General features: G+C 67.8%; 26 protein-coding genes. All 26 read left to right on the plus strand.

The window, feature by feature from the left end; all coding sequences use genetic code 11:
• Positions 1-107: 107 nt before the first annotated feature.
• The 26 genes from ACPYN4_RS00005 (at position 108) to map (ending at position 18,253) form a co-directional block, all read left to right on the plus strand.
• Positions 108-2,990, plus strand: coding sequence for a beta strand repeat-containing protein (locus ACPYN4_RS00005; RefSeq protein ID WP_424445316.1), 2,883 nt, complete (start codon positions 108-110; stop codon positions 2,988-2,990).
• A gap of 43 nt (positions 2,991-3,033) precedes the next feature.
• Positions 3,034-4,524, plus strand: coding sequence for a SpaH/EbpB family LPXTG-anchored major pilin (locus tag ACPYN4_RS00010; RefSeq protein WP_287271235.1), 1,491 nt, complete (start codon positions 3,034-3,036; stop codon positions 4,522-4,524).
• Between the two features lie 101 nt (positions 4,525-4,625).
• On the plus strand, positions 4,626-5,498 hold the full coding sequence (locus ACPYN4_RS00015) for a class C sortase (RefSeq protein ID WP_287271237.1): 873 nt from the start codon (positions 4,626-4,628) through the stop codon (positions 5,496-5,498).
• Between the two features lie 263 nt (positions 5,499-5,761).
• Positions 5,762-6,070, plus strand: a complete 309-nt coding sequence (gene rpsJ, locus ACPYN4_RS00020) for a 30S ribosomal protein S10 (RefSeq protein ID WP_005050520.1) — start codon at positions 5,762-5,764, stop codon at positions 6,068-6,070.
• Between the two features lie 10 nt (positions 6,071-6,080).
• The gene (gene rplC, locus ACPYN4_RS00025) at positions 6,081-6,740 is read left to right on the plus strand and encodes a 50S ribosomal protein L3 (RefSeq protein WP_076691650.1); all 660 of its coding nucleotides are present in this window, start codon (positions 6,081-6,083) and stop codon (positions 6,738-6,740) included.
• A gap of 2 nt (positions 6,741-6,742) precedes the next feature.
• On the plus strand, positions 6,743-7,405 hold the full coding sequence (gene rplD / locus ACPYN4_RS00030) for a 50S ribosomal protein L4 (protein WP_239281796.1): 663 nt from the start codon (positions 6,743-6,745) through the stop codon (positions 7,403-7,405).
• On the plus strand, positions 7,402-7,713 hold the full coding sequence (rplW, locus tag ACPYN4_RS00035) for a 50S ribosomal protein L23 (RefSeq protein ID WP_076691648.1): 312 nt from the start codon (positions 7,402-7,404) through the stop codon (positions 7,711-7,713). The genes rplD and rplW overlap by 4 nt, the downstream gene beginning before the upstream one ends.
• Before the next feature lie 25 nt (positions 7,714-7,738).
• Positions 7,739-8,578 carry a 50S ribosomal protein L2 gene (gene rplB, locus ACPYN4_RS00040; RefSeq protein ID WP_076691647.1) on the plus strand — a complete coding sequence of 280 codons (840 nt, stop codon included), beginning with the start codon at positions 7,739-7,741 and terminating at the stop codon, positions 8,576-8,578.
• A 12-nt stretch (positions 8,579-8,590) separates the two neighbouring features.
• Positions 8,591-8,872, plus strand: coding sequence for a 30S ribosomal protein S19 (gene rpsS, locus ACPYN4_RS00045; protein WP_017201589.1), 282 nt, complete (start codon positions 8,591-8,593; stop codon positions 8,870-8,872).
• 39 nt (positions 8,873-8,911) lie between these two features.
• On the plus strand, positions 8,912-9,319 hold the full coding sequence (gene rplV / locus ACPYN4_RS00050) for a 50S ribosomal protein L22 (RefSeq protein WP_076691646.1): 408 nt from the start codon (positions 8,912-8,914) through the stop codon (positions 9,317-9,319).
• Entirely contained in the window at positions 9,319-10,068 is a 750-nt protein-coding gene (rpsC, locus tag ACPYN4_RS00055; protein ID WP_239281797.1) for a 30S ribosomal protein S3, read from the plus strand. The genes rplV and rpsC overlap by 1 nt, the downstream gene beginning before the upstream one ends.
• A complete protein-coding gene (gene rplP, locus ACPYN4_RS00060) occupies positions 10,068-10,487 on the plus strand; it encodes a 50S ribosomal protein L16 (protein ID WP_029145865.1) in 420 nt (139 codons plus the stop codon). The genes rpsC and rplP overlap by 1 nt, the downstream gene beginning before the upstream one ends.
• Positions 10,487-10,801 carry a 50S ribosomal protein L29 gene (gene rpmC / locus ACPYN4_RS00065; protein ID WP_275445314.1) on the plus strand — a complete coding sequence of 105 codons (315 nt, stop codon included), beginning with the start codon at positions 10,487-10,489 and terminating at the stop codon, positions 10,799-10,801. Before rplP ends, rpmC begins: the two co-directional genes overlap by 1 nt.
• A complete protein-coding gene (gene rpsQ / locus ACPYN4_RS00070; protein WP_239281798.1) occupies positions 10,801-11,184 on the plus strand; it encodes a 30S ribosomal protein S17 in 384 nt (127 codons plus the stop codon). Before rpmC ends, rpsQ begins: the two co-directional genes overlap by 1 nt.
• Positions 11,185-11,187: 3 nt before the next feature.
• Positions 11,188-11,556, plus strand: a complete 369-nt coding sequence (gene rplN, locus ACPYN4_RS00075) for a 50S ribosomal protein L14 (RefSeq protein ID WP_018171454.1) — start codon at positions 11,188-11,190, stop codon at positions 11,554-11,556.
• A gap of 5 nt (positions 11,557-11,561) precedes the next feature.
• Positions 11,562-11,921 carry a 50S ribosomal protein L24 gene (gene rplX / locus ACPYN4_RS00080; RefSeq protein ID WP_076691642.1) on the plus strand — a complete coding sequence of 120 codons (360 nt, stop codon included), beginning with the start codon at positions 11,562-11,564 and terminating at the stop codon, positions 11,919-11,921.
• The gene (gene rplE, locus ACPYN4_RS00085) at positions 11,921-12,511 is read left to right on the plus strand and encodes a 50S ribosomal protein L5 (protein ID WP_076691641.1); all 591 of its coding nucleotides are present in this window, start codon (positions 11,921-11,923) and stop codon (positions 12,509-12,511) included. Before rplX ends, rplE begins: the two co-directional genes overlap by 1 nt.
• Before the next feature lie 86 nt (positions 12,512-12,597).
• Positions 12,598-12,996: a 30S ribosomal protein S8 gene (gene rpsH, locus ACPYN4_RS00090; RefSeq protein ID WP_076691640.1), complete on the plus strand. Its 399-nt coding sequence runs from the start codon at positions 12,598-12,600 to the stop codon at positions 12,994-12,996.
• A 6-nt stretch (positions 12,997-13,002) separates the two neighbouring features.
• Positions 13,003-13,539 (plus strand): 50S ribosomal protein L6, encoded by a 537-nt coding sequence (rplF, locus tag ACPYN4_RS00095; protein WP_076691639.1) that lies wholly within the window; start codon positions 13,003-13,005, stop codon positions 13,537-13,539.
• Positions 13,540-13,541: 2 nt separating this feature from the next.
• Positions 13,542-13,901 (plus strand): 50S ribosomal protein L18, encoded by a 360-nt coding sequence (rplR, locus tag ACPYN4_RS00100; RefSeq protein WP_076691638.1) that lies wholly within the window; start codon positions 13,542-13,544, stop codon positions 13,899-13,901.
• Entirely contained in the window at positions 13,898-14,602 is a 705-nt protein-coding gene (rpsE, locus tag ACPYN4_RS00105) for a 30S ribosomal protein S5 (protein ID WP_076691637.1), read from the plus strand. Before rplR ends, rpsE begins: the two co-directional genes overlap by 4 nt.
• Positions 14,602-14,787, plus strand: coding sequence for a 50S ribosomal protein L30 (gene rpmD, locus ACPYN4_RS00110; protein WP_023954062.1), 186 nt, complete (start codon positions 14,602-14,604; stop codon positions 14,785-14,787). Before rpsE ends, rpmD begins: the two co-directional genes overlap by 1 nt.
• Positions 14,787-15,380, plus strand: a complete 594-nt coding sequence (rplO, locus tag ACPYN4_RS00115) for a 50S ribosomal protein L15 (RefSeq protein WP_076691636.1) — start codon at positions 14,787-14,789, stop codon at positions 15,378-15,380. The genes rpmD and rplO overlap by 1 nt, the downstream gene beginning before the upstream one ends.
• 112 nt (positions 15,381-15,492) lie before the next feature.
• Positions 15,493-16,821 (plus strand): preprotein translocase subunit SecY, encoded by a 1,329-nt coding sequence (gene secY, locus ACPYN4_RS00120; protein WP_315549237.1) that lies wholly within the window; start codon positions 15,493-15,495, stop codon positions 16,819-16,821.
• The gene (locus tag ACPYN4_RS00125; protein WP_239281801.1) at positions 16,818-17,411 is read left to right on the plus strand and encodes an adenylate kinase; all 594 of its coding nucleotides are present in this window, start codon (positions 16,818-16,820) and stop codon (positions 17,409-17,411) included. The genes secY and ACPYN4_RS00125 overlap by 4 nt, the downstream gene beginning before the upstream one ends.
• A complete protein-coding gene (gene map, locus ACPYN4_RS00130; RefSeq protein ID WP_424445317.1) occupies positions 17,411-18,253 on the plus strand; it encodes a type I methionyl aminopeptidase in 843 nt (280 codons plus the stop codon). The genes ACPYN4_RS00125 and map overlap by 1 nt, the downstream gene beginning before the upstream one ends.
• The last annotated feature ends 91 nt before the right edge of the window (positions 18,254-18,344 follow it).

Below are 18,344 nucleotides of genomic sequence, written 5' to 3' on the forward strand. Positions count from 1 at the left end.
CCGCGACGGCACCCTCTACCAGTCGCGCATCACCGAACCGGTCCTCGCCGCTTGACAGAAGACATAGGGGCACCCCCCCCCGATCTGCAGAGACTCGGAGGGGAGACATGCGGTTCATTCGTGCGCGCCGGAAGGCGACGATCATCGCCGCCACCACGCTCGCCGTGGTCGGCGCTCTGTGCGTGGCTCCTTCTGCGACGGCAGTCGCGGGAGCGGATGCCGCCGCCGCAATCGGCATCGTCCCGATGGCTGCCGGCGTCACGGAGGCGCCCACGCAGGTCTGGGCGGAGACGTTCGAGAATGGCCAGGGAACAGCTCCCACGCGGTTGGGCACCTATCAGTCCGCTGCGGGGACGACCTACACGGGCGCCACCTACTGGTTTGACTATGGAAACTGCAACGGCGTCGTCCTGAGCTATCTCGCAAGCCGATCGGCCAACGGCAACGTCGCCTCGTTCTCCGCGCCGTTCTGCACGGTCGAGGTCGCCGCCGTCGCGCAGATGAACGCGCGGCGCATGGCCGATGTGCTCGGTCAGGTCGCCGCGGGTGTATCCGGCGGGACAGCAGGAGCTCCGGCGAACGGGTCGACGAGTGGCACCCAGAACAACCACGCCGTCGCTGAGTGGACCACTGACGGGGGCACGGGAACGGCGAATCAGATCGTCATGACGAGCTCGGCGATCGGCGTGAGCGCCACAACGAACCGGTACTACACCGCGTCGATCGACGTCGTGGAGGCATCCTGCAGTTACTTGAGTGGGGCGAACAACTCGCGGATCAATCTCTCGCTCGTCGTCTCCGGTACGGAGACGTCTGTCACTCCGACCGCGATTCAGGCCTGCTCGGCCAGCGGCGCCGGCTATTACACCTCACCGACTCCGCAAGGCGCGGGCAGCAATCCCTGGGACAACGGCGGCACGTCGGTGCGCGCGGGGCGCTTCACCGCCGCGGGGTCGCAGCTGCTCACGCCCGCCCAGCTCGCGACGGCTCAGTTGCGCGTGCGCAACCAGACGACTGCGTCCGAGGGCAACGACTTCGGCGTCGACAACCTCCGCCTGATCGACGTCACTCCAAGCCTCGACAAGAGCTTCGCGCCGACGAGCGTCACGGCGGGGGAAGTCTCGACGCTGACGTTCACGATCACCAACACGAGCGAGCTGGCTGCCAAGGCAGATATGTCGTTCTCCGACGCGCTGCCTTCGGGGCTCGTGGTCGCGGCGACACCGACGATCGGGGGAACCTGCACGAGCACGACGGGTTCGGCGCTCGTCCGCACCGCCAACGCAGGATCCTCAGTGGTCACTGTGTCCGGGGTGGATTTCGCAACCGGTGCGACATCGTGCACCGTGACGGTCAACGTCACCTCGAGCACGCCCGGCGTCTACACCAACGGTGCGAGCAATGTCACGACGATCCTCAACTCGCCCGAGACGGCGACGCTCACCGTCAACGCGCCGAGCACCCTCAGCGTCCGCAAGAACATCGTCAGCCGCGCCGCCGCCTCAGATCAGTTCGTGCTGCGTCTGCGCTCGGCCGGGTCGACGTCCGACATCGCGACCGCGACGACGTCGGGCAGCGCGACGGGCGTGCAGACGCAGTCCATCGCCGCGAGGCAGGTGATCTCCGGGCAGTCATACGACTTCAGTGAGGTCATGGCTGCGGGGTCGACATCGGCGCTCACGAACTACACGTCGGCGTGGGAGTGCCGGAACGGAACGAGCGTCTTAGCGAGCGGCACAGGCTCCTCCGGCACGATCGCGATCCCGGCGGCCACCGTCGCAGGAGTCGCCGTCGTCTGCACGATCACGAACTCGCCGCTGCTCGCCACCGTCACGGTCACCAAGCAGGTGCAGGACGTCACGGGCGCCAACCCGCAGCCCGGATCGGGATGGGTCCTGGGCGTCGTGCCGAGCGGAACCGGCGTCACCACGACCCCGGCGGCGACGACGCAGACCACCGCGGCGTCGGGGTCCGCGTCGTGGCAGATATCCTTCGCGACGGCGGCTTCGCGCGCGACGGTCGCGGTGTCGGAGACGCAGAAGACCACGCACACATTCGTCAGCGCACAGTGCCAGGTGACATCTCTCTCCGGAGTGACGCGCACCGTCACGTTCACCGCGGCCACGGGCGGGTCGGTCGCCGACATCGCTCCGGGCGACGCCGTCGCGTGTGGCTTCGTCAATCGGCTCAAGGCGACGACGCTGACCCTGACGGCCTCGGTGGGTTCGGGCTCCGCCCTCCCCACCGCGTGGAACCTCAGCGCAACCGGTCCGTCCGGTTCGGCGGCGGGGCCGACAGGCACCACCGGCTCCACAGGTGCGACGAACAGGACAGTGACCCCGGCCACCGGCTACCAGCTCGCCGCGACGGGCGGTCCAGGAACCTACGTTGCCGGCGCCTGGACATGCGCCGACCAAGACGGCTCCGCGGTGACGGTGACGTCGGGAGGCCTCGTCTCCCTCGTCGCCGGCAGCGCAGTGAACTGCGCGGTAACTCTCCGGACTGCCACGCTGACGCTTCTGAAGAACGTCGTCACGCCTTCGGCCGGCTTCACGGCCTCGACCTGGAACGTCACGGCCACGCCGACGACGCTCTCCGGCGTGTCGATCCCCACGGAGACGCGAGCGGGCGCGGAGTACTCCTCCGCGGGCAATCCGGCGAGCACGTTCGAGGTGCGCCCGGATCACACCTACACCCTCAGCGAAGCGCTCGCGAACCCGTCCAGCACGATCGCATACCGTCAGCTCGCGCTGCAGCGACTGAGCGACGGAGTGTGGGTCGACGTCGAGTCGACTGAGATCACGGCGCCGGCAGCTGGCCAGACGGCGGTCTATCGCTTCGTCAACGACAAGATCCCCGCAGTCGTCCTTCCGCTCACGGGCGGAACCAGCACCGACGTGTTCCTCATCTCCGGTGCCCTGTTGCTCGCGCTGATGGCGGGTCTCGCCTTCTGGCAGCGTCGCCGCCGCACGCGCATACAGCACACCTGACCCTTCCCGCCACACCGCTGATACCCCCGAGAAAGCAGAAAGAATGAACACCAGCATCCGTCCGGGCATCGCCCGGCGTTTCGCGGCCGCAGTCGGCGTCGTCGCGATCGCGCTCTTCGGCACGTTGGCAGCCGCCGGTCCGGCCTCGGCCGCGACCGGTGTCGGCAACATCACCGGCACCCAGGGCACGCTGACCATCCACAAGTACGAGCGCTCCGGCGCGAACGGTGTCACGCCCGGCAACGGGCAGGAGCAGACCGTGACCGGCACGCCCCTGAACGGCGTCACGTTCAGCATCCAGCGCGTCGCGAACTACGACCTCAAGACGGCGGCCGGCTGGGCTTCGGTGCAGTCGATCATGGCGGCGGCCAACCCCGTCACCGCGGCGACCGCCGCCGGTCTCGGCGCGGCGGCCTCGGTCACCACGACAGGCTCCGGCACCGCGACGGCGACGCTGCCCTTCGGTCTCTACCTCGTCACCGAGACGGGCACCCCCTCGTCGGTGACCGAGGCCGCGGCGCCGTTCCTCGTGTCGGTCCCGTTCGCGACCGGCCCGACGGCCACGCCGTCGAACACCTGGATCTACGACGTGCACGTGTACCCCAAGAACGCGGTGACCTCGCTCGGGAAGTCCGAGACCACCACGGCGGCGGACATCGCCGCCGGCGCAGACCTGGCGCGCTGGGCGATCACGGCGAAGGTCCCCGTGCTCGCGTCCGGCACGATCTCGAGCTTCGTGCTCACCGACGTCATCGACGCGGCCCAGCTCGCATTCGTGACGGATGCCGCAGCTGTCGCTCTCGGCCTCCCCGCCGGAACCGTCACGGCCGTGAAGGCCGACGGCACGACCGCCGTCGCGCTGACCGCCGGCACCGACTACACGATCTCGCCCGCGACCGGGACCACCCGCACCGTGACCTTCACGTCGACGGGTCTGACCAAGCTCAGCACTCAGGCGCCCGGCGGCACGGTCACGTTCGACGTGCTCACGCGCGTCGTGGGTGTGCCTGCGAACGGCGTCATCACCAACAGCGCGACGAGCGACGTCAACGGCAAGTCGGGAAACACCGCCACCGCCACGACGACCTTCGGGCAGCTGCAGGTGTTCTCGCACGTCACGGGCACCACGACGCCGCTTGCCGGCGGCGTCTACCGGGTGAAGGACGCAGCGGGCAACACCGTCGTCGTGAACGGTGTGAACTCCTGGACCTCCGACGCGAACGGCCTGCTGACCGTTCCCGAGCTGCGTCCCGGTAACTACACCCTCGTGCTGGTCACGCCCTCGGCGGGCTACCAGCTGCCTGCGAACACCCAGGTCGCTACGACGATCACGGCGGGGACCTCAGACCCGGCGGCGCCGAAGAATTACGTGGATGTGCCGTACGCGCAGGTGCCCGCGTGGGCGCTGCCGCTGACCGGTGGTGACGGCGCACTGTGGTTCGGCGTTGGTGGCGTGGCGCTCGTGGTCATCGCGGCAGGTGCGGCGGTCCTGGTGGCCGCACGTCGCCGTCGCCACGAGGCCGTCCAGGCCTGACCGGCACGAGCATGACTGAACCGATGCCGGGGGGTGGGGAGGACTCCGCGCCCCGGCATCGGCGCATGCGTCGGCCGCGGCGGGTATCAGGGCTCAGCGTCGTGATCGCGCTGATCGGCCTCGCCGGTGCCGCGTTGCTGCTCTACCCGAGCGCCGCTGCGTGGTTCACACAGCTTCAGCAGTCCCAGCAGATCGACGAGTACACCGACAGCATCGGTGCGCTGAGCGCCGAGCACCGCGTCGAGGAGATCCAGCGCGCCGAGGAGTACAACCAGGCTCTCATCGGGGGGACATCGGTCCTCGCCGCGGGAGAGCGCAAACCCCAGTCCGAGGTGGATGCCGCCGCCCACGCGGACTACGCAGATCTGCTGCATGCGGACGATCTCGGCCTCATGGCGCGCCTCAAGATCCCCGCGATCAATGTCGACCTCCCGATCTACCACGGCACGAGCGACGACGTGCTCGAGCATGGCGTGGGTCATCTCGAAGGGACGGCACTCCCGGTCGGCGGAGAATCCACGCATGCGGTGCTCACCGGCCATCGCGGACTCGCGACCTCGGAGCTGTTCACCCATCTCGATCTGCTCACGATGGGGGACACGTTCACGATCGAGGTCTTCGGCGAGGTCCTCACCTACCGCATCATCGACACCCGCATCGTCGCGCCGGATGACACGGAGACGTTGCGACCGCAGCGCGGCAACGATCTGGTCACCCTCGTGACCTGCACCCCGCTCGGGATCAACAGCCACCGGATCCTCGTGACGGGCGAGCGGATCCTGCCCACTCCCGTCAAGGACGTGAGCGACGCCGGTCGGCATCCGGATGTGCCCGGGTTCCCCTGGTGGGCGGTGACCTTCGGGGGTGTGGTGATCCTCCTCGGGGTGTACGTCACGGTCGCCGGGCGCCGACCCACGGTGCCCGTCGAAGACCGCGACACGCCCGGGTTTGCGACACGCCCGGGCGACACGTAGACTAGTCAGGTTCCACATTCCTGCGTGCGCTGTGTCTGAAAAGAAGAGCGCGGCGCGGGATCACTGCCAGGGCAGTGCATAGACCGGCGAGAGCTCAGAGTCTAGGCCGCGGGCAGCAGAACAGACATCCACCCCCAGTTCAGGTGGATACCGCGCGTCCGCGCGCGGGTTGACATCAGAACAGCGGTGCAGCATCCGGTGCGAGAGCACCACCGTGCGTCCAATGCCCGTGAGGTATGACGCGAGAAGAGAGAGAGCAGACAATGGCGGGACAGAAGATCCGCATTCGCCTGAAGTCGTATGACCACGAGGTCATCGACACGTCGGCGCGCAAGATCGTCGACACGGTCACCCGCGCGGGCGCCACGGTCGTCGGCCCCGTGCCGCTTCCGACCGAGAAGAACGTGGTGTGCGTCATTCGTTCGCCCCACAAATACAAGGACAGCCGCGAGCACTTCGAGATGCGCACCCACAAGCGCCTCATCGACATCATCGACCCGACGCCCAAGGCCGTCGACTCCCTGATGCGCCTCGACCTCCCGGCCGACGTCAACATCGAGATCAAGCTCTGAGGTCCCGGTCATGGCACACATCAACGAAAAGGTTTCCAAGGGCCTGCTCGGCACGAAGCTGGGCATGACCCAGGTCTGGGACGAGAACGGCAAGCTCGTTCCCGTCACCGTCATCGAGGTGGCCCCCAACGTGGTCACCCAGGTGCGCACGCCCGAGCGCGACGGCTACAACGCCGTTCAGATCGCCTACGGGCAGATCGACCCCCGCAAGGTCAACCAGCCCCTCACCGCCCACTTCGAGGCCGCCGGGGTCACCCCGCGTCGTCACCTCACCGAGGTGCGCACGGCGGATGCCGGTGACTACACGCTGGGCCAGGAGCTCACCGTGGACGCCACCTTCGAGGCCGGCCAGCTGGTCGACGTCGTCGGCACCAGCAAGGGCAAGGGCACCGCGGGTGTCATGAAGCGCCACAACTTCAAGGGTGTCTCCGCCTCGCACGGTGCGCACCGCAACCACCGCAAGCCCGGTTCGATCGGCGCCTCGTCGACCCCGAGCCGCGTCTTCAAGGGCATGCGCATGGCCGGCCGTATGGGTGGCGAGCGCGTGACCGTCCTCAACCTCACGGTGCACGCCGTCGACGCCGAGAAGGGTCTGCTGCTCGTCAAGGGCGCCGTCCCCGGCGCGCGCGGCCGCATCGTCTACGTCCGCAACGCAGTGAAGGGTGCCTGATCATGGCTGACTCGACTCTCGCGCTCGACGTCGTGAAGGCCGACGGCAAGAAGGCCGGCTCCGTGGAGCTGCCCGCCGCCATCTTCGACGTCAAGACGAACATCCCCCTCATCCACCAGGTCGTCGTCGCGCAGCTCGCCGCGGCTCGCCAGGGCACCCACTCGACCAAGCGTCGCGGTGAGGTCTCCGGTGCCGGCCGCAAGCCCTTCAAGCAGAAGGGCACGGGTAACGCCCGCCAGGGCTCGATCCGCGCGCCGCACATGACCGGTGGTGGCATCGTCCACGGCCCGAAGCCGCGCGACTACGGCCAGCGCACCCCCAAGAAGATGATCGCCGCCGCCCTGCTGGGCGCGCTCAGCGATCGTGCTCGCGGCGGCCGTCTGCACATCGTCGACTCCTTCGGCATCGACGGTGCGCCGTCGACGAAGGCCGCGGCATTCGTGCTGTCCGGTCTCGGCGCCGTCAAGAACGTCCTCGTGGTCACCGAGCGTGGCGACGAGCTGACCGTCAAGAGCGTCCGCAACCTCGGGTACGTCCACGTGCTCGACGCCGGCCAGCTCAACGCCTACGACGTGCTCGTCTCGGACGACATCGTCTTCACCAAGGCCGCCTACGACGCGTTCGTCGCGTCCAAGAGCGCCACCACCGAGGAGGTCTCGGCATGAGCACCGCGAACATCGCCGTCAACAAGGACCCGCGCGACGTCATCCTGAAGCCGGTCGTCTCGGAGAAGAGCTACGGGCTCATCGACGAGGGCAAGTACACGTTCCTCGTGGACCCCCGCGCCTCCAAGACCGAGATCAAGCTCGCCATCGAGAAGATCTTCGGCGTCAAGGTCGCCGCGGTGAACACGCTCAACCGCGCGGGCAAGGCCCGTCGCACCCGCTTCGGCACCGGCAAGCGCAAGGACACCAAGCGCGCCATCGTCACGCTGAAGTCGGGCACCATCGACATCTTCACGGCCGTCGGCTGACCGCTGGGATAGAGGACTAGAGAACATGGCTATTCGCAAGTACAAGCCCACGACCCCGGGTCGTCGCGGTTCGTCGGTGGCCGACTTCGCCGAGATCACCCGATCAACGCCCGAGAAGTCGCTGCTGCGCCCGCTGTCGAAGACCGGTGGCCGCAACAACCAGGGCCGCATCACCACGCGTCACATCGGTGGCGGTCACAAGCGTCAGTACCGCGTCATCGACTTCCGTCGCAACGACAAGGACGGCGTGAACGCCAAGGTCGCTCACATCGAGTACGACCCCAACCGCACCGCGCGCATCGCGCTGCTGCACTACGTCGACGGCGAGAAGCGCTACATCCTGGCGCCGAACAAGCTGGCGCAGGGCGACATCGTCGAGTCGGGTGCCTCGGCCGACATCAAGCCGGGCAACAACCTGCCGCTGAAGAACATCCCCACCGGTACCGTCATCCACGCCATCGAGCTCCGCCCCGGCGGCGGCGCGAAGATCGCGCGGTCGGCCGGTGTGTCGGTGCGTCTCGTCGCCAAGGACGGCCCCTACGCGCAGCTGCGTCTGCCCTCGGGCGAGATCCGCAACGTCGACGCGCGCTGCCGCGCCACGATCGGCGAGGTCGGCAACGCCGAGCAGTCGAACATCAACTGGGGCAAGGCCGGCCGCAAGCGCTGGAAGGGCGTGCGCCCGACCGTCCGCGGTGTCGCGATGAACCCCGTCGACCACCCGCACGGTGGTGGCGAGGGCAAGACGTCCGGTGGACGTCACCCCGTCTCTCCTTGGGGCCAGGCTGAGGGTCGCACCCGCCACCCCAACAAGGAAAGCGACAAGTACATCGTCCGCCGTCGCAACGCCGGCAAGAAGCGCAAGTAGGAGTAGAGGAAGATGCCTCGCAGCCTTAAGAAGGGCCCCTTCGTCGACGAGCACCTGCTTCGCAAGGTCGTCGTCCAGAACGAAGCCGGCACCAAGAACGTCATCAAGACCTGGTCGCGCCGTTCGATGATCATCCCGGCCATGCTGGGTCACACGATCGCCGTGCACGACGGACGCAAGCACATCCCCGTGTTCGTGTCCGAGACCATGGTCGGCCACAAGCTGGGCGAGTTCGCGCCCACCCGCACCTTCCGCGGCCACGAGAAGGACGACAAGAAGGGCCGCCGCCGCTGACGCGGTGGTGATCCTGGAGAGGACTAGAGGAGGAGAGACATGGTGGATTCCATCGCACGCGTCAAGCACATTCGCGTGACCCCTCAGAAGGCTCGTCGTGTCGTCGCGCTCATCAAGGGCAAGCAGGCTCAGGAGGCCCTGGCCATCCTGAAGTTCGCGCCCCAGAGTGCCAGCGAGCCGATCTACAAGCTCGTTGCCGCTGCGGTCGCCAACGCCCGCGTGAAGGCGGACAAGGACGGCGAGTTCCTGGACGAGCAGGACCTGTACGTGCGCAACGCGTACGTCGACGAGGGCACGACGCTGAAGCGTTTCCAGCCCCGCGCTCAGGGCCGCGCGTTCCAGATCAAGAAGCGCACGAGCCACATCACCGTCGAGCTCGCGACCCCCGAGGTCGCAGATGCGTCGACGGGCTCAGCAACCGCTGCTAAGAAGAAGGCGAGCAAGTAATGGGACAGAAGGTCAACCCGTACGGCTTCCGCCTCGGCATCACCACGGACCACGTGTCGCGTTGGTTCTCCGACTCCACGAAGCCGGGACAGCGTTACGCCGACTACGTGGCCGAGGACGTCAAGATCCGCAAGCTCCTGCAGACGCAGCTCGACCGCGCCGGCGTGTCCGGCATCGAGATCGAGCGCACCCGTGACCGCGTCCGCGTCGACATCCACACCGCCCGCCCGGGCATCGTGATCGGTCGCCGCGGCGCCGAGGCCGAGCGCATCCGCGCCGACCTCGAGAAGCTCACCGGCAAGCAGATCCAGCTGAACATCCTCGAGGTCAAGAACCCCGAGGCCGACGCCCAGCTGGTCGCGCAGGGCATCGCCGAGCAGCTCTCCGCACGTGTGGCGTTCCGCCGCGCGATGCGCAAGGGCCTGCAGGGCGCGCAGCGCGCCGGTGCCAAGGGCATCCGCATCCAGGTCTCCGGCCGCCTCGGCGGCGCCGAGATGAGCCGGTCGGAGTTCTACCGCGAAGGCCGTGTGCCCCTGCACACGCTCCGCGCGAACATCGACTACGGCTTCTACGAGGCCAAGACCACCTTCGGCCGCATCGGCGTGAAGGTCTGGATCTACAAGGGCGACCTGACGGCCAAGGAGCTCGCGCGCGAGCAGGCCAACCAGAAGCCCGCTCGTGACCGGGGCGACCGTCCCCGTCGTGGCCCCCGCAACGAGGCCCCCGTCGCAGAAGGAGCATCGGCATAATGCTTATCCCCCGCAAGGTCAAGTACCGCAAGCAGCACCACCCGGGTCGCTCGGGCCAGGCCACCGGCGGCACGAAGGTCTCCTTCGGCGAGTTCGGCATCCAGGCGCTGACCCCCGCGTACGTGACGAACCGTCAGATCGAGTCCGCTCGTATCGCGATGACGCGTCACATCAAGCGTGGCGGCAAGGTGTGGATCAACATCTACCCCGACCGTCCGCTGACCAAGAAGCCGGCCGAGACCCGCATGGGTTCCGGTAAGGGTTCGCCGGAGTGGTGGGTCGCCAACGTCAAGCCGGGTCGCGTCCTGTTCGAGGTCGCCGGTGTCAACGAGCAGCTCGCTCGTGAGGCGCTGACCCGTGCAATCCACAAGCTGCCGCTGAAGGCACGCATCATCAAGCGCGAGGAGGGCGACGCGTAATGGCTGTCGGAACCAAGACGCTCGCACCCAGCGAGCTGGACACGTTCGAGGACCAGCGCCTCGTCGAGGAGCTGCGCAAGGCCAAGGAAGAGCTGTTCAACCTGCGCTTCCAGTCGGCCACTGGCCAGCTCGAGAGCCACGGCCGCATCCGTGCGGTCAAGCGCGACATCGCGCGGCTGTACACCGTGATCCGTGAGCGCGAGCTCGGCATCCGTGCCACGCCCGCGCCCGTCGAGGTCGCGCCCAAGGCGAAGAAGACCAAGGCCAAGAAGGCGGATGCCGCCGACGAGGCCGTGAAGGAAGAGGCCGAGTGATGGCTGAGACCACTGAGAAGAAGGCGCCCGCCAAGAAGGCGCCGGCCAAGAAGGCGACCGCCGAGGCCGTCGTCGAGGCTCCGGTCGAGGCCGGCCACGAGCACGCCGCCCACGACGTCCGCGACGCGGACGCCCGTGGCTACCGCAAGTCGCGCCGCGGCTACGTCGTCAGCGACAAGATGGACAAGACCATCGTCGTCGAGGTCGAGGACCGCGTGAAGCACCCGCTGTACGGCAAGGTCATCCGCCGCACGTCGAAGGTCAAGGCCCACGACGAGCAGAACTCCGCCGGCATCGGCGACCTCGTTCTCATCAACGAGACCCGGCCGCTCAGCGCCACCAAGCGGTGGCGCCTGGTCGAGATCCTCGAGAAGGCGAAGTAAGAAATGATCCAGACTGAGTCCCGCCTCAAGGTCGCCGACAACACCGGCGCCAAGGAGCTGCTCACGATCCGCGTGCTCGGTGGTTCCAACCGCCGCTACGCCGGACTGGGCGACATCATCGTGGCGACCGTCAAGGACGCGATCCCCGGCGGCAACGTCAAGAAGGGCGACGTGGTCAAGGCCGTCGTCGTCCGCACCGTCAAGCAGACCCGTCGTGCCGACGGTTCCTACATCAAGTTCGACGAGAACGCCGCCGTCATCCTGAAGAACGACGGGGAGCCCCGTGGCACCCGCATCTTCGGCCCGGTCGGCCGTGAGCTTCGCGACAAGAAGTTCATGAAGATCGTCTCGCTCGCACCGGAGGTGATCTGACCCTCATGGCCAAGATCAAGAAGGGTGACCTGGTTCAGGTCATCACTGGCAAGAAGCAGGACAAGGGCGGCGACCGCGGCAAGCAGGGCAAGGTTCTCGACGTTCTCGTCGAGTCGAACCGTGTCATCGTCGAGGGCGTCAACTACGTCACGAAGCACAACCGCGTCGGCCAGTCGCAGCGCGGCACCAAGACGGGCGGCATCGAGACGATGGAAGCCCCGATCCACATCTCCAACGTCGCCCTCGTCGACCCCTCGACCAAGAAGCCGACCCGTGTCGGTCACCGCGTCGAGGAGCAGACGAAGGACGGCGTGAAGCGCAACGTCCGCGTGCGCTACGCGAAGAAGAGCGGTAAGGACCTCTGATGAGCACCACCACTGCCCTCGAGGCTGGCAAAATCCAGCCCCGTCTGAAGGCGAAGTACCAGACCGAGATCAAGAAGGCTCTGCAGGAAGAGTTCGGCTACGCGAACGTCATGCAGATCCCGGGGATCGTCAAGGTCGTCGTGAACACCGGTGTCGGCGAGGCTGCTCGCGACTCCAAGGTGATCGACGGCGCGGTCGACGACCTCACCAAGATCACCGGCCAGAAGCCGGTCGTCACGAAGGCCCGCAAGTCCATCGCGCAGTTCAAGCTGCGTGAGGGCCAGGCCATCGGCGCGCACGTCACCCTCCGCGGCGACCGCGCGTGGGAGTTCCTCGACCGTCTGGTCAACCTCGCCCTGCCCCGCATCCGCGACTTCCGCGGCCTGTCGCCGAAGCAGTTCGACGGCAACGGCAACTACACGTTCGGTCTGCAGGAGCAGTCGGTCTTCCACGAGATCAACCAGGACAAGATCGACCGCGTCCGCGGCTTCGACATCACGGTCGTCACGACCGCGAAGACGGATGCCGAGGGCCGCTCGCTGCTGCGTCAGCTGGGGTTCCCGTTCAAGACGGACGACGCCCAGGCCTGACACACTCCCGGTCATCCGGCCGGACCTCAAGAAGGTCGGCTGTCGTGTAACGGCATCCGAAACCACTGAACAAAGGAAACCAAGAAATGACGATGACAGACCCGGTCGCTGACATGCTGACCCGTCTGCGCAACGCGAACTCGGCGCACCACGACTCCGTGTCGCTGCCGAGCTCCAAGCTCAAGACCCACATCGCCGAGATCCTCCAGCAGGAGGGCTACATCTCGTCGTGGGAGGTCTCCGACGCCCGCGTCGGCCAGACCCTCACGCTGAACCTCAAGTACGGCCCGAACCGCGAGCGGTCGATCGCCGGCATCAAGCGCGTCTCCAAGCCGGGTCTGCGCGTCTACGCGAAGTCCACCGAGCTCCCCACCGTCCTCGGCGGCCTCGGCATCGCGATCCTGTCCACCTCCTCCGGTCTTCTCACCGACCGTCAGGCCGAGCAGAAGGGCGTGGGTGGGGAAGTCCTCGCCTACGTGTGGTGATCTGACATGTCGCGTATCGGACGTCTTCCCATCGACATCCCCGCCGGCGTCACCGTTTCGGTGGACGGCCAGGATGTCGCCGTCAAGGGCCCGAAGGGTGAGCTCGTGCTCACCGTCGCCAAGCCCATCGAGGTCAAGGTCGAGGAGGGACAGGTGCTGGTCACCCGTCCCGACGACGAGCGCGAGTCGCGGTCGCTCCACGGCCTGACCCGCACGCTCATCAACAACAACATCATCGGCGTGACCCAGGGGTACACCAAGGGCCTCGAGGTCGTCGGCACCGGTTACCGCGTCGCGCAGAAGGGCACGGCGGTCGAGTTCGCACTCGGCTTCTCGCACCCGGTGCTCGTCGAGGCGCCGGCCGGCATCACGCTGACCGTCGAGGGCAACAACAAGCTCACCGTCAGCGGCATCTCCAAGCAGGCCGTCGGTGAGGCCGCCGCGAACATCCGCAAGATCCGCAAGCCCGAGCCGTACAAGGGCAAGGGTGTGCGGTACGCGGGCGAGGTCGTTCGCCGCAAGGCCGGAAAGGCTGGTAAGTAACCATGGCTGTCAAGTCGAAGAGCGACGCACGCACGCGTCGTCACCTCCGCCTTCGCAAGAAGGTCGTGGGCACCGAGGCGCGTCCGCGCCTGGTCGTCACCCGCTCGGCCCGCCACGTCTTCGTCCAGCTGGTCGACGACAGCAAGGGTCACACCGTGGCATCCGCGTCGACCCTCGAGGCCGACCTGCGCACGTTCGACGGTGACAAGACCGCCAAGGCCCGCAAGGTCGGCGAGCTCGTCGCCGAGCGTGCGAAGGCCGCCGGCGTCTCGGACGTCGTGTTCGACCGCGGTGGCAACCGCTACGCGGGCCGTGTCGCAGCGATCGCCGAAGGCGCCCGCGAGGGAGGTCTGAACCTGTGAGCGATGCAACTACTCAGAATGTGGAGAACGAAGTGACCGAACAGGCCACTGAGGGAACGACCGCGCAGACGGCAGCCGCTGAGGCGCCCGTCGAGCGCGAGCGTGAGCCGCGCCGCGGTGGCCGCGAGCGCAGCCAGACCCGCGACCGCGGGTCGCGCGACGCCGAGAAGAGCCAGTTCCTCGAGCGCGTCGTGACGATCAACCGCGTGTCCAAGGTCGTCAAGGGCGGTCGCCGCTTCAGCTTCACGGCGCTGGTCGTCGTGGGCGACGGCAACGGTCTGGTCGGCGTCGGCTACGGCAAGGCGCGTGAGGTCCCCCTCGCCATCTCGAAGGGTGTCGAAGAGGCCAAGCGCAACTTCTTCCGGGTTCCCCGTGCCGGCTCCACCATCCCGCACCCGGTGCAGGGTGAGGCCGCTGCCGGTGTCGTGCTGCTGCGTCCGGCTGCCGCCGGTACCGGTGTCATCGCCGGTGGTCCGGTGCGTGCCGTGCTCGAGTGCGCCGGCATCCACGACGTGCTCTCGAAGTCCCTCGGCTCGTCCAACACGATCAACATCGTGCACGCGACCGTTGAGGCGCTCAAGCAGCTCGAGGAGCCCCGTGCGGTCGCCGCTCGTCGCGGTCTCGACTTCGACCAGGTGGCTCCTGCCCGTCTGATCCGTGCCGAGGCCGACGCCCTGGCCGCTGCAAAGGGAGGTGCCTGATGGCTGCGCGCCTCAAGGTGACCCAGGTCAAGTCCAAGGTGAGCGAGAAGCAGAACCAGCGTGACACGCTGCGTTCGCTGGGTCTCAAGCGGATCGGCGACTCCGTCGTCCGTCCCGACGACGCGCAGACGCGCGGCTACGTCAAGACCGTCGCGCACCTCGTCAAGGTTGAGGAGATCGACTGATGGCCGAGAAGGCTGAGAAGGTGACCGAAGAGGTCGCCGAGAAGAACACCGAGAAGAAGGCTGCCGCCAAGAAGCCGGCCGCTGCCAAGGCTGCCGCCGAGAAGAAGGCGCCCGCTAAGAAGGCTGCTCCCAAGAAGGATGCCGAGGCCTCGCGCCCCGGTGTGCTGAAGGTGCACCACCTGCGTCCGGTTCCCGGATCCAACACCGCGAAGACCCGTGTCGGTCGCGGTGAGGGCTCGAAGGGCAAGACCGCCGGCCGCGGCACCAAGGGCACGAAGGCCCGCTACCAGGTGAAGGTCGGCTTCGAGGGCGGTCAGATGCCGCTGCACATGCGTACGCCGAAGCTGCGCGGGTTCAAGAACCCGTTCCGCGTCGAGTACCAGGTGGTCAACCTCGACAAGCTCGCCGAGCTGTACCCCTCCGGTGGCGACGTCACCGTGAGCGACCTCGTCGCCAAGGGTGCGGTGCGCAAGAACGAGAAGGTCAAGGTGCTCGGCACCGGCGACATCTCGGTCAAGCTCACCGTCGCCGTCGACAAGGTCTCGGGTTCGGCCGAGCAGAAGATCGTCGCCGCGGGCGGTTCGGTCAAGTAATTCCACGGCAGGGGCCGGAGGCGAGCCTCCGGCCCCTGTTGCCGTACTCTGGGAAACGGTGTCCCCCGAGACGCCGGTCACTCTCACTGCAGGAAATCCCCTGGAGGATTCTTTGTTCAGCGCCATCGCGCGGGTCTTCCGCACGCCGGACCTCCGGCGGAAGATCGCCTTCACCCTCGGCGTCATCGCCATCTACCGCTTCGGCGCGCACGTGCCCGCACCGTTCGTGAACTTCCCGAACGTGCAGTCCTGCCTCGACCAGACCGGCTCGGCCAGCGAGGGCCTGCTGTCCCTGGTGAACCTGTTCTCCGGTGGCGCGCTGCTGCAGCTGTCGATCTTCGCGCTGGGCGTCATGCCCTACATCACCGCGACGATCATCGTCCAGCTGCTGCGCGTGGTGATCCCGCACTTCGAGGCGCTGTACAAGGAGGGCCAGTCCGGCCAGGCGAAGCTCACGCAGTACACCCGGTACCTGACGATCGCGCTGGCGCTGCTGCAGTCGACGACCCTCGTCACCGTGGCCCGCTCGGGTCAGCTGTTCGGCACCACCGGCATCGCGGAGTGCAACGCCCTGCTGACCAACGACGTGTGGTGGGCGCAGCTGCTGATGATCATCACGCTGACCGCCGGCACCGGCCTCATCATGTGGTTCGCCGAGCTCGTCACCGAGCGTGGCGTCGGCAACGGCATGTCGATCCTCATCTTCACTTCGATCGCCGCGACCTTCCCGGTCGCGATGTGGTCGATCTGGCAGGCCCGCGGCTTCGAGATCTTCCTCATGGTCCTCGCCGTCGGCATCGTCGTCGTCGCCCTGGTCGTGTTCGTGGAGCAGTCGCAGCGGCGCATCCCGGTGCAGTACGCCAAGCGCATGGTGGGCCGTCGCACGCTCGGCGGCACCAACACGTACATCCCGATCAAGGTCAACATGGCCGGCGTCGTGCCCGTCATCTTCGCCTCGTCGCTGCTGTACATCCCGGCGCTCATCGCGCAGTTCAACCAGACTCCGGATGCCGACGGCAACATCCCCGGCTGGGTGGCGTGGATCCAGGCGTACCTCACGAAGGGCGACCACCCGCTGTACATGCTGCTGTACTTCCTGCTGATCGTCGGCTTCACGTACTTCTACGTCGCCATCACGTTCAACCCGGTCGAAGTCGCCGACAACATGAAGAAGTACGGCGGCTTCATTCCCGGCATCCGTGCCGGTCGTCCCACCGCGGAGTACCTGGACTACGTGCTGACGCGCATCACCCTGCCGGGCTCGATCTATCTCGGTCTCATCGCCCTGCTGCCGCTCATCGCGCTCGCGACTGTCAGCGCCAACCAGAATTTCCCGTTCGGCGGCGCCTCGATCCTCATCATCGTCGGCGTGGGTCTGGAGACGGTGAAGCAGATCGACGCGCAGCTGCAGCAGCGTCACTACGAGGGGCTGCTGCGATGACGGCGCCTCGGCTTCTGATCATCGGCCCGCAGGGCTCGGGGAAGGGCACGCAAGGCGAGCGCATCGCCGAGACCTACGGCATCCCCGCCGTTTCGACGGGCGACGTGTTCCGCGCGAACGTCAAGGAGGGGACGCCCCTCGGGCGGCAGGTCAAGGCGATCATCGACGCCGGTGACCTCGTTCCCGACGAGCTGACCGGCGAGATCGTGCGCGACCGGCTGTCGCAGGACGACGCTGCGCAGGGCTTTCTGCTCGACGGATACCCGCGCAACCTCGGCCAGGTCGGCGACCTGGACGCATTCCTCGACGAGCGGGGCGCGCCGCTGACCGCGGTCATCGAGCTGTCGGTGCCGCGTGACGAGTCGATCCGCCGTATTGCGCTGCGGGCGACCGAGCAGGGCCGCGCCGACGACAACGAGGAATCGATCGCGAAGCGGCTGTCGATCTACGAGTCCGAGACCGCGCCGATCCTCGACGTCTACCGCGAACGCGGCATCGTCGACGCGGTCGACGGTGTCGGCACGCTCGATGAGGTCTTCGAGCGGATCGTCGTCGCGCTGACCGCGCGCGGCATCACGCCGGCGGCCTGATGGGTCTGCGGCGCTCGCTGTACAAGACCCCCGCGCAGCTGCGCGCGATGGTCGAGCCCGGCCTCATCACCGCCGCGGCCCTCGACGCCGTCCGTGAGCTGATCGCGCCCGGGGTGACGACCGCAGAGCTGGATGCCGCGGCATCCGCCGTCATCACCGCGCGCGGCGCGGAGTCGAACTTCCAGCTGGTGCGCGGATACCGGCATACGACGTGCATCTCGGTCAACGACCAGGTGGTGCACGGCATCCCGGGGGAGCGGGTGCTGGAGCCCGGTGACATCGTCTCGATCGACGCGGGCGCGCAGTTCAAGGGCTGGAACGGCGACTCCGCCATCACGCTCGTCGTGCCCGGCGGCGCTCCGGGCGTCGTGGCGCCGCGGCAGCGGCTGTCCGACGTCACCGAGGAGTCGCTGTGGGCGGGCATCGCCGCGCTGGCGTCCGCCGCGCGGGTCGGCGAGGTCGGCGAGGCGGTGCAGGGGTCGATCGAGCGGGCGGGTGCTGCGGACGGCGTGAGCTACGGCATCCTGCGCGACTACGTCGGCCACGGGATCGGGCGGCGCATGCACGAGGGTCCCACGGTCTTCAACTACCGCGTGGCCGATCTCGGGCCCGCCGTACGGCCGGGCCTGTGCCTGGCGATCGAGCCGATGGTGACGTCGGGCTCGGACGAGACGTTCGTGGAGGACGACGACTGGACGGTCACGACCGTCGACGGCAGCGACGGCGCGCACTGGGAGCACAGCGTCGCCGTGCACGAGGGGGGCATCTGGGTGCTGACCGCCGCCGACGGGGGCGCCGCCGGCCTCGCTCCCTACGGCGTCACCCCCACCCCGCCTGCCTGACCCCCGCGCGCCGCGGGCTTGCCGCCGCCCGCTGCGCCTTCCGCGAGACGGGGTATCCGTGCCGAGACGGCACGCGACGCATGTCGTCTCG

Origin of the sequence: Microbacterium sp. CH-015 (genome assembly GCF_049707015.1) — a bacterium.
Taxonomy (GTDB): domain Bacteria; phylum Actinomycetota; class Actinomycetes; order Actinomycetales; family Microbacteriaceae; genus Microbacterium; species Microbacterium aurum.

Excerpts from the sequence above, each read along its gene's own strand:
- ACPYN4_RS00125 (WP_239281801.1), top strand. The coding sequence starts at position 16,818 with ATGACGGCGCCTCGGCTTCTGATCATCGGCCCGCAGGGCTCGGGGAAG.
- rpsJ (WP_005050520.1), top strand. The coding sequence starts at position 5,762 with ATGGCGGGACAGAAGATCCGCATTCGCCTGAAGTCGTATGACCACGAG.
- ACPYN4_RS00010 (WP_287271235.1), top strand. The coding sequence starts at position 3,034 with ATGAACACCAGCATCCGTCCGGGCATCGCCCGGCGTTTCGCGGCCGCA.
- rplE (WP_076691641.1), top strand. The coding sequence starts at position 11,921 with ATGAGCACCACCACTGCCCTCGAGGCTGGCAAAATCCAGCCCCGTCTG.
- rpsC (WP_239281797.1), top strand. The coding sequence starts at position 9,319 with ATGGGACAGAAGGTCAACCCGTACGGCTTCCGCCTCGGCATCACCACG.
- rplW (WP_076691648.1), top strand. The coding sequence starts at position 7,402 with ATGAGCACCGCGAACATCGCCGTCAACAAGGACCCGCGCGACGTCATC.
- rpmD (WP_023954062.1), top strand. The coding sequence starts at position 14,602 with ATGGCTGCGCGCCTCAAGGTGACCCAGGTCAAGTCCAAGGTGAGCGAG.
- rplF (WP_076691639.1), top strand. The coding sequence starts at position 13,003 with ATGTCGCGTATCGGACGTCTTCCCATCGACATCCCCGCCGGCGTCACC.
- rplO (WP_076691636.1), top strand. The coding sequence starts at position 14,787 with ATGGCCGAGAAGGCTGAGAAGGTGACCGAAGAGGTCGCCGAGAAGAAC.
- rpmC (WP_275445314.1), top strand. The coding sequence starts at position 10,487 with ATGGCTGTCGGAACCAAGACGCTCGCACCCAGCGAGCTGGACACGTTC.
- rplB (WP_076691647.1), top strand. The coding sequence starts at position 7,739 with ATGGCTATTCGCAAGTACAAGCCCACGACCCCGGGTCGTCGCGGTTCG.
- ACPYN4_RS00005 (WP_424445316.1), top strand. The coding sequence starts at position 108 with ATGCGGTTCATTCGTGCGCGCCGGAAGGCGACGATCATCGCCGCCACC.
- rplP (WP_029145865.1), top strand. The coding sequence starts at position 10,068 with ATGCTTATCCCCCGCAAGGTCAAGTACCGCAAGCAGCACCACCCGGGT.
- rplR (WP_076691638.1), top strand. The coding sequence starts at position 13,542 with ATGGCTGTCAAGTCGAAGAGCGACGCACGCACGCGTCGTCACCTCCGC.
- map (WP_424445317.1), top strand. The coding sequence starts at position 17,411 with ATGGGTCTGCGGCGCTCGCTGTACAAGACCCCCGCGCAGCTGCGCGCG.
- rpsH (WP_076691640.1), top strand. The coding sequence starts at position 12,598 with ATGACGATGACAGACCCGGTCGCTGACATGCTGACCCGTCTGCGCAAC.
- rplN (WP_018171454.1), top strand. The coding sequence starts at position 11,188 with ATGATCCAGACTGAGTCCCGCCTCAAGGTCGCCGACAACACCGGCGCC.
- rpsS (WP_017201589.1), top strand. The coding sequence starts at position 8,591 with ATGCCTCGCAGCCTTAAGAAGGGCCCCTTCGTCGACGAGCACCTGCTT.
- rpsQ (WP_239281798.1), top strand. The coding sequence starts at position 10,801 with ATGGCTGAGACCACTGAGAAGAAGGCGCCCGCCAAGAAGGCGCCGGCC.
- rplD (WP_239281796.1), top strand. The coding sequence starts at position 6,743 with ATGGCTGACTCGACTCTCGCGCTCGACGTCGTGAAGGCCGACGGCAAG.
- rplC (WP_076691650.1), top strand. The coding sequence starts at position 6,081 with ATGGCACACATCAACGAAAAGGTTTCCAAGGGCCTGCTCGGCACGAAG.
- rplV (WP_076691646.1), top strand. The coding sequence starts at position 8,912 with ATGGTGGATTCCATCGCACGCGTCAAGCACATTCGCGTGACCCCTCAG.
- rplX (WP_076691642.1), top strand. The coding sequence starts at position 11,562 with ATGGCCAAGATCAAGAAGGGTGACCTGGTTCAGGTCATCACTGGCAAG.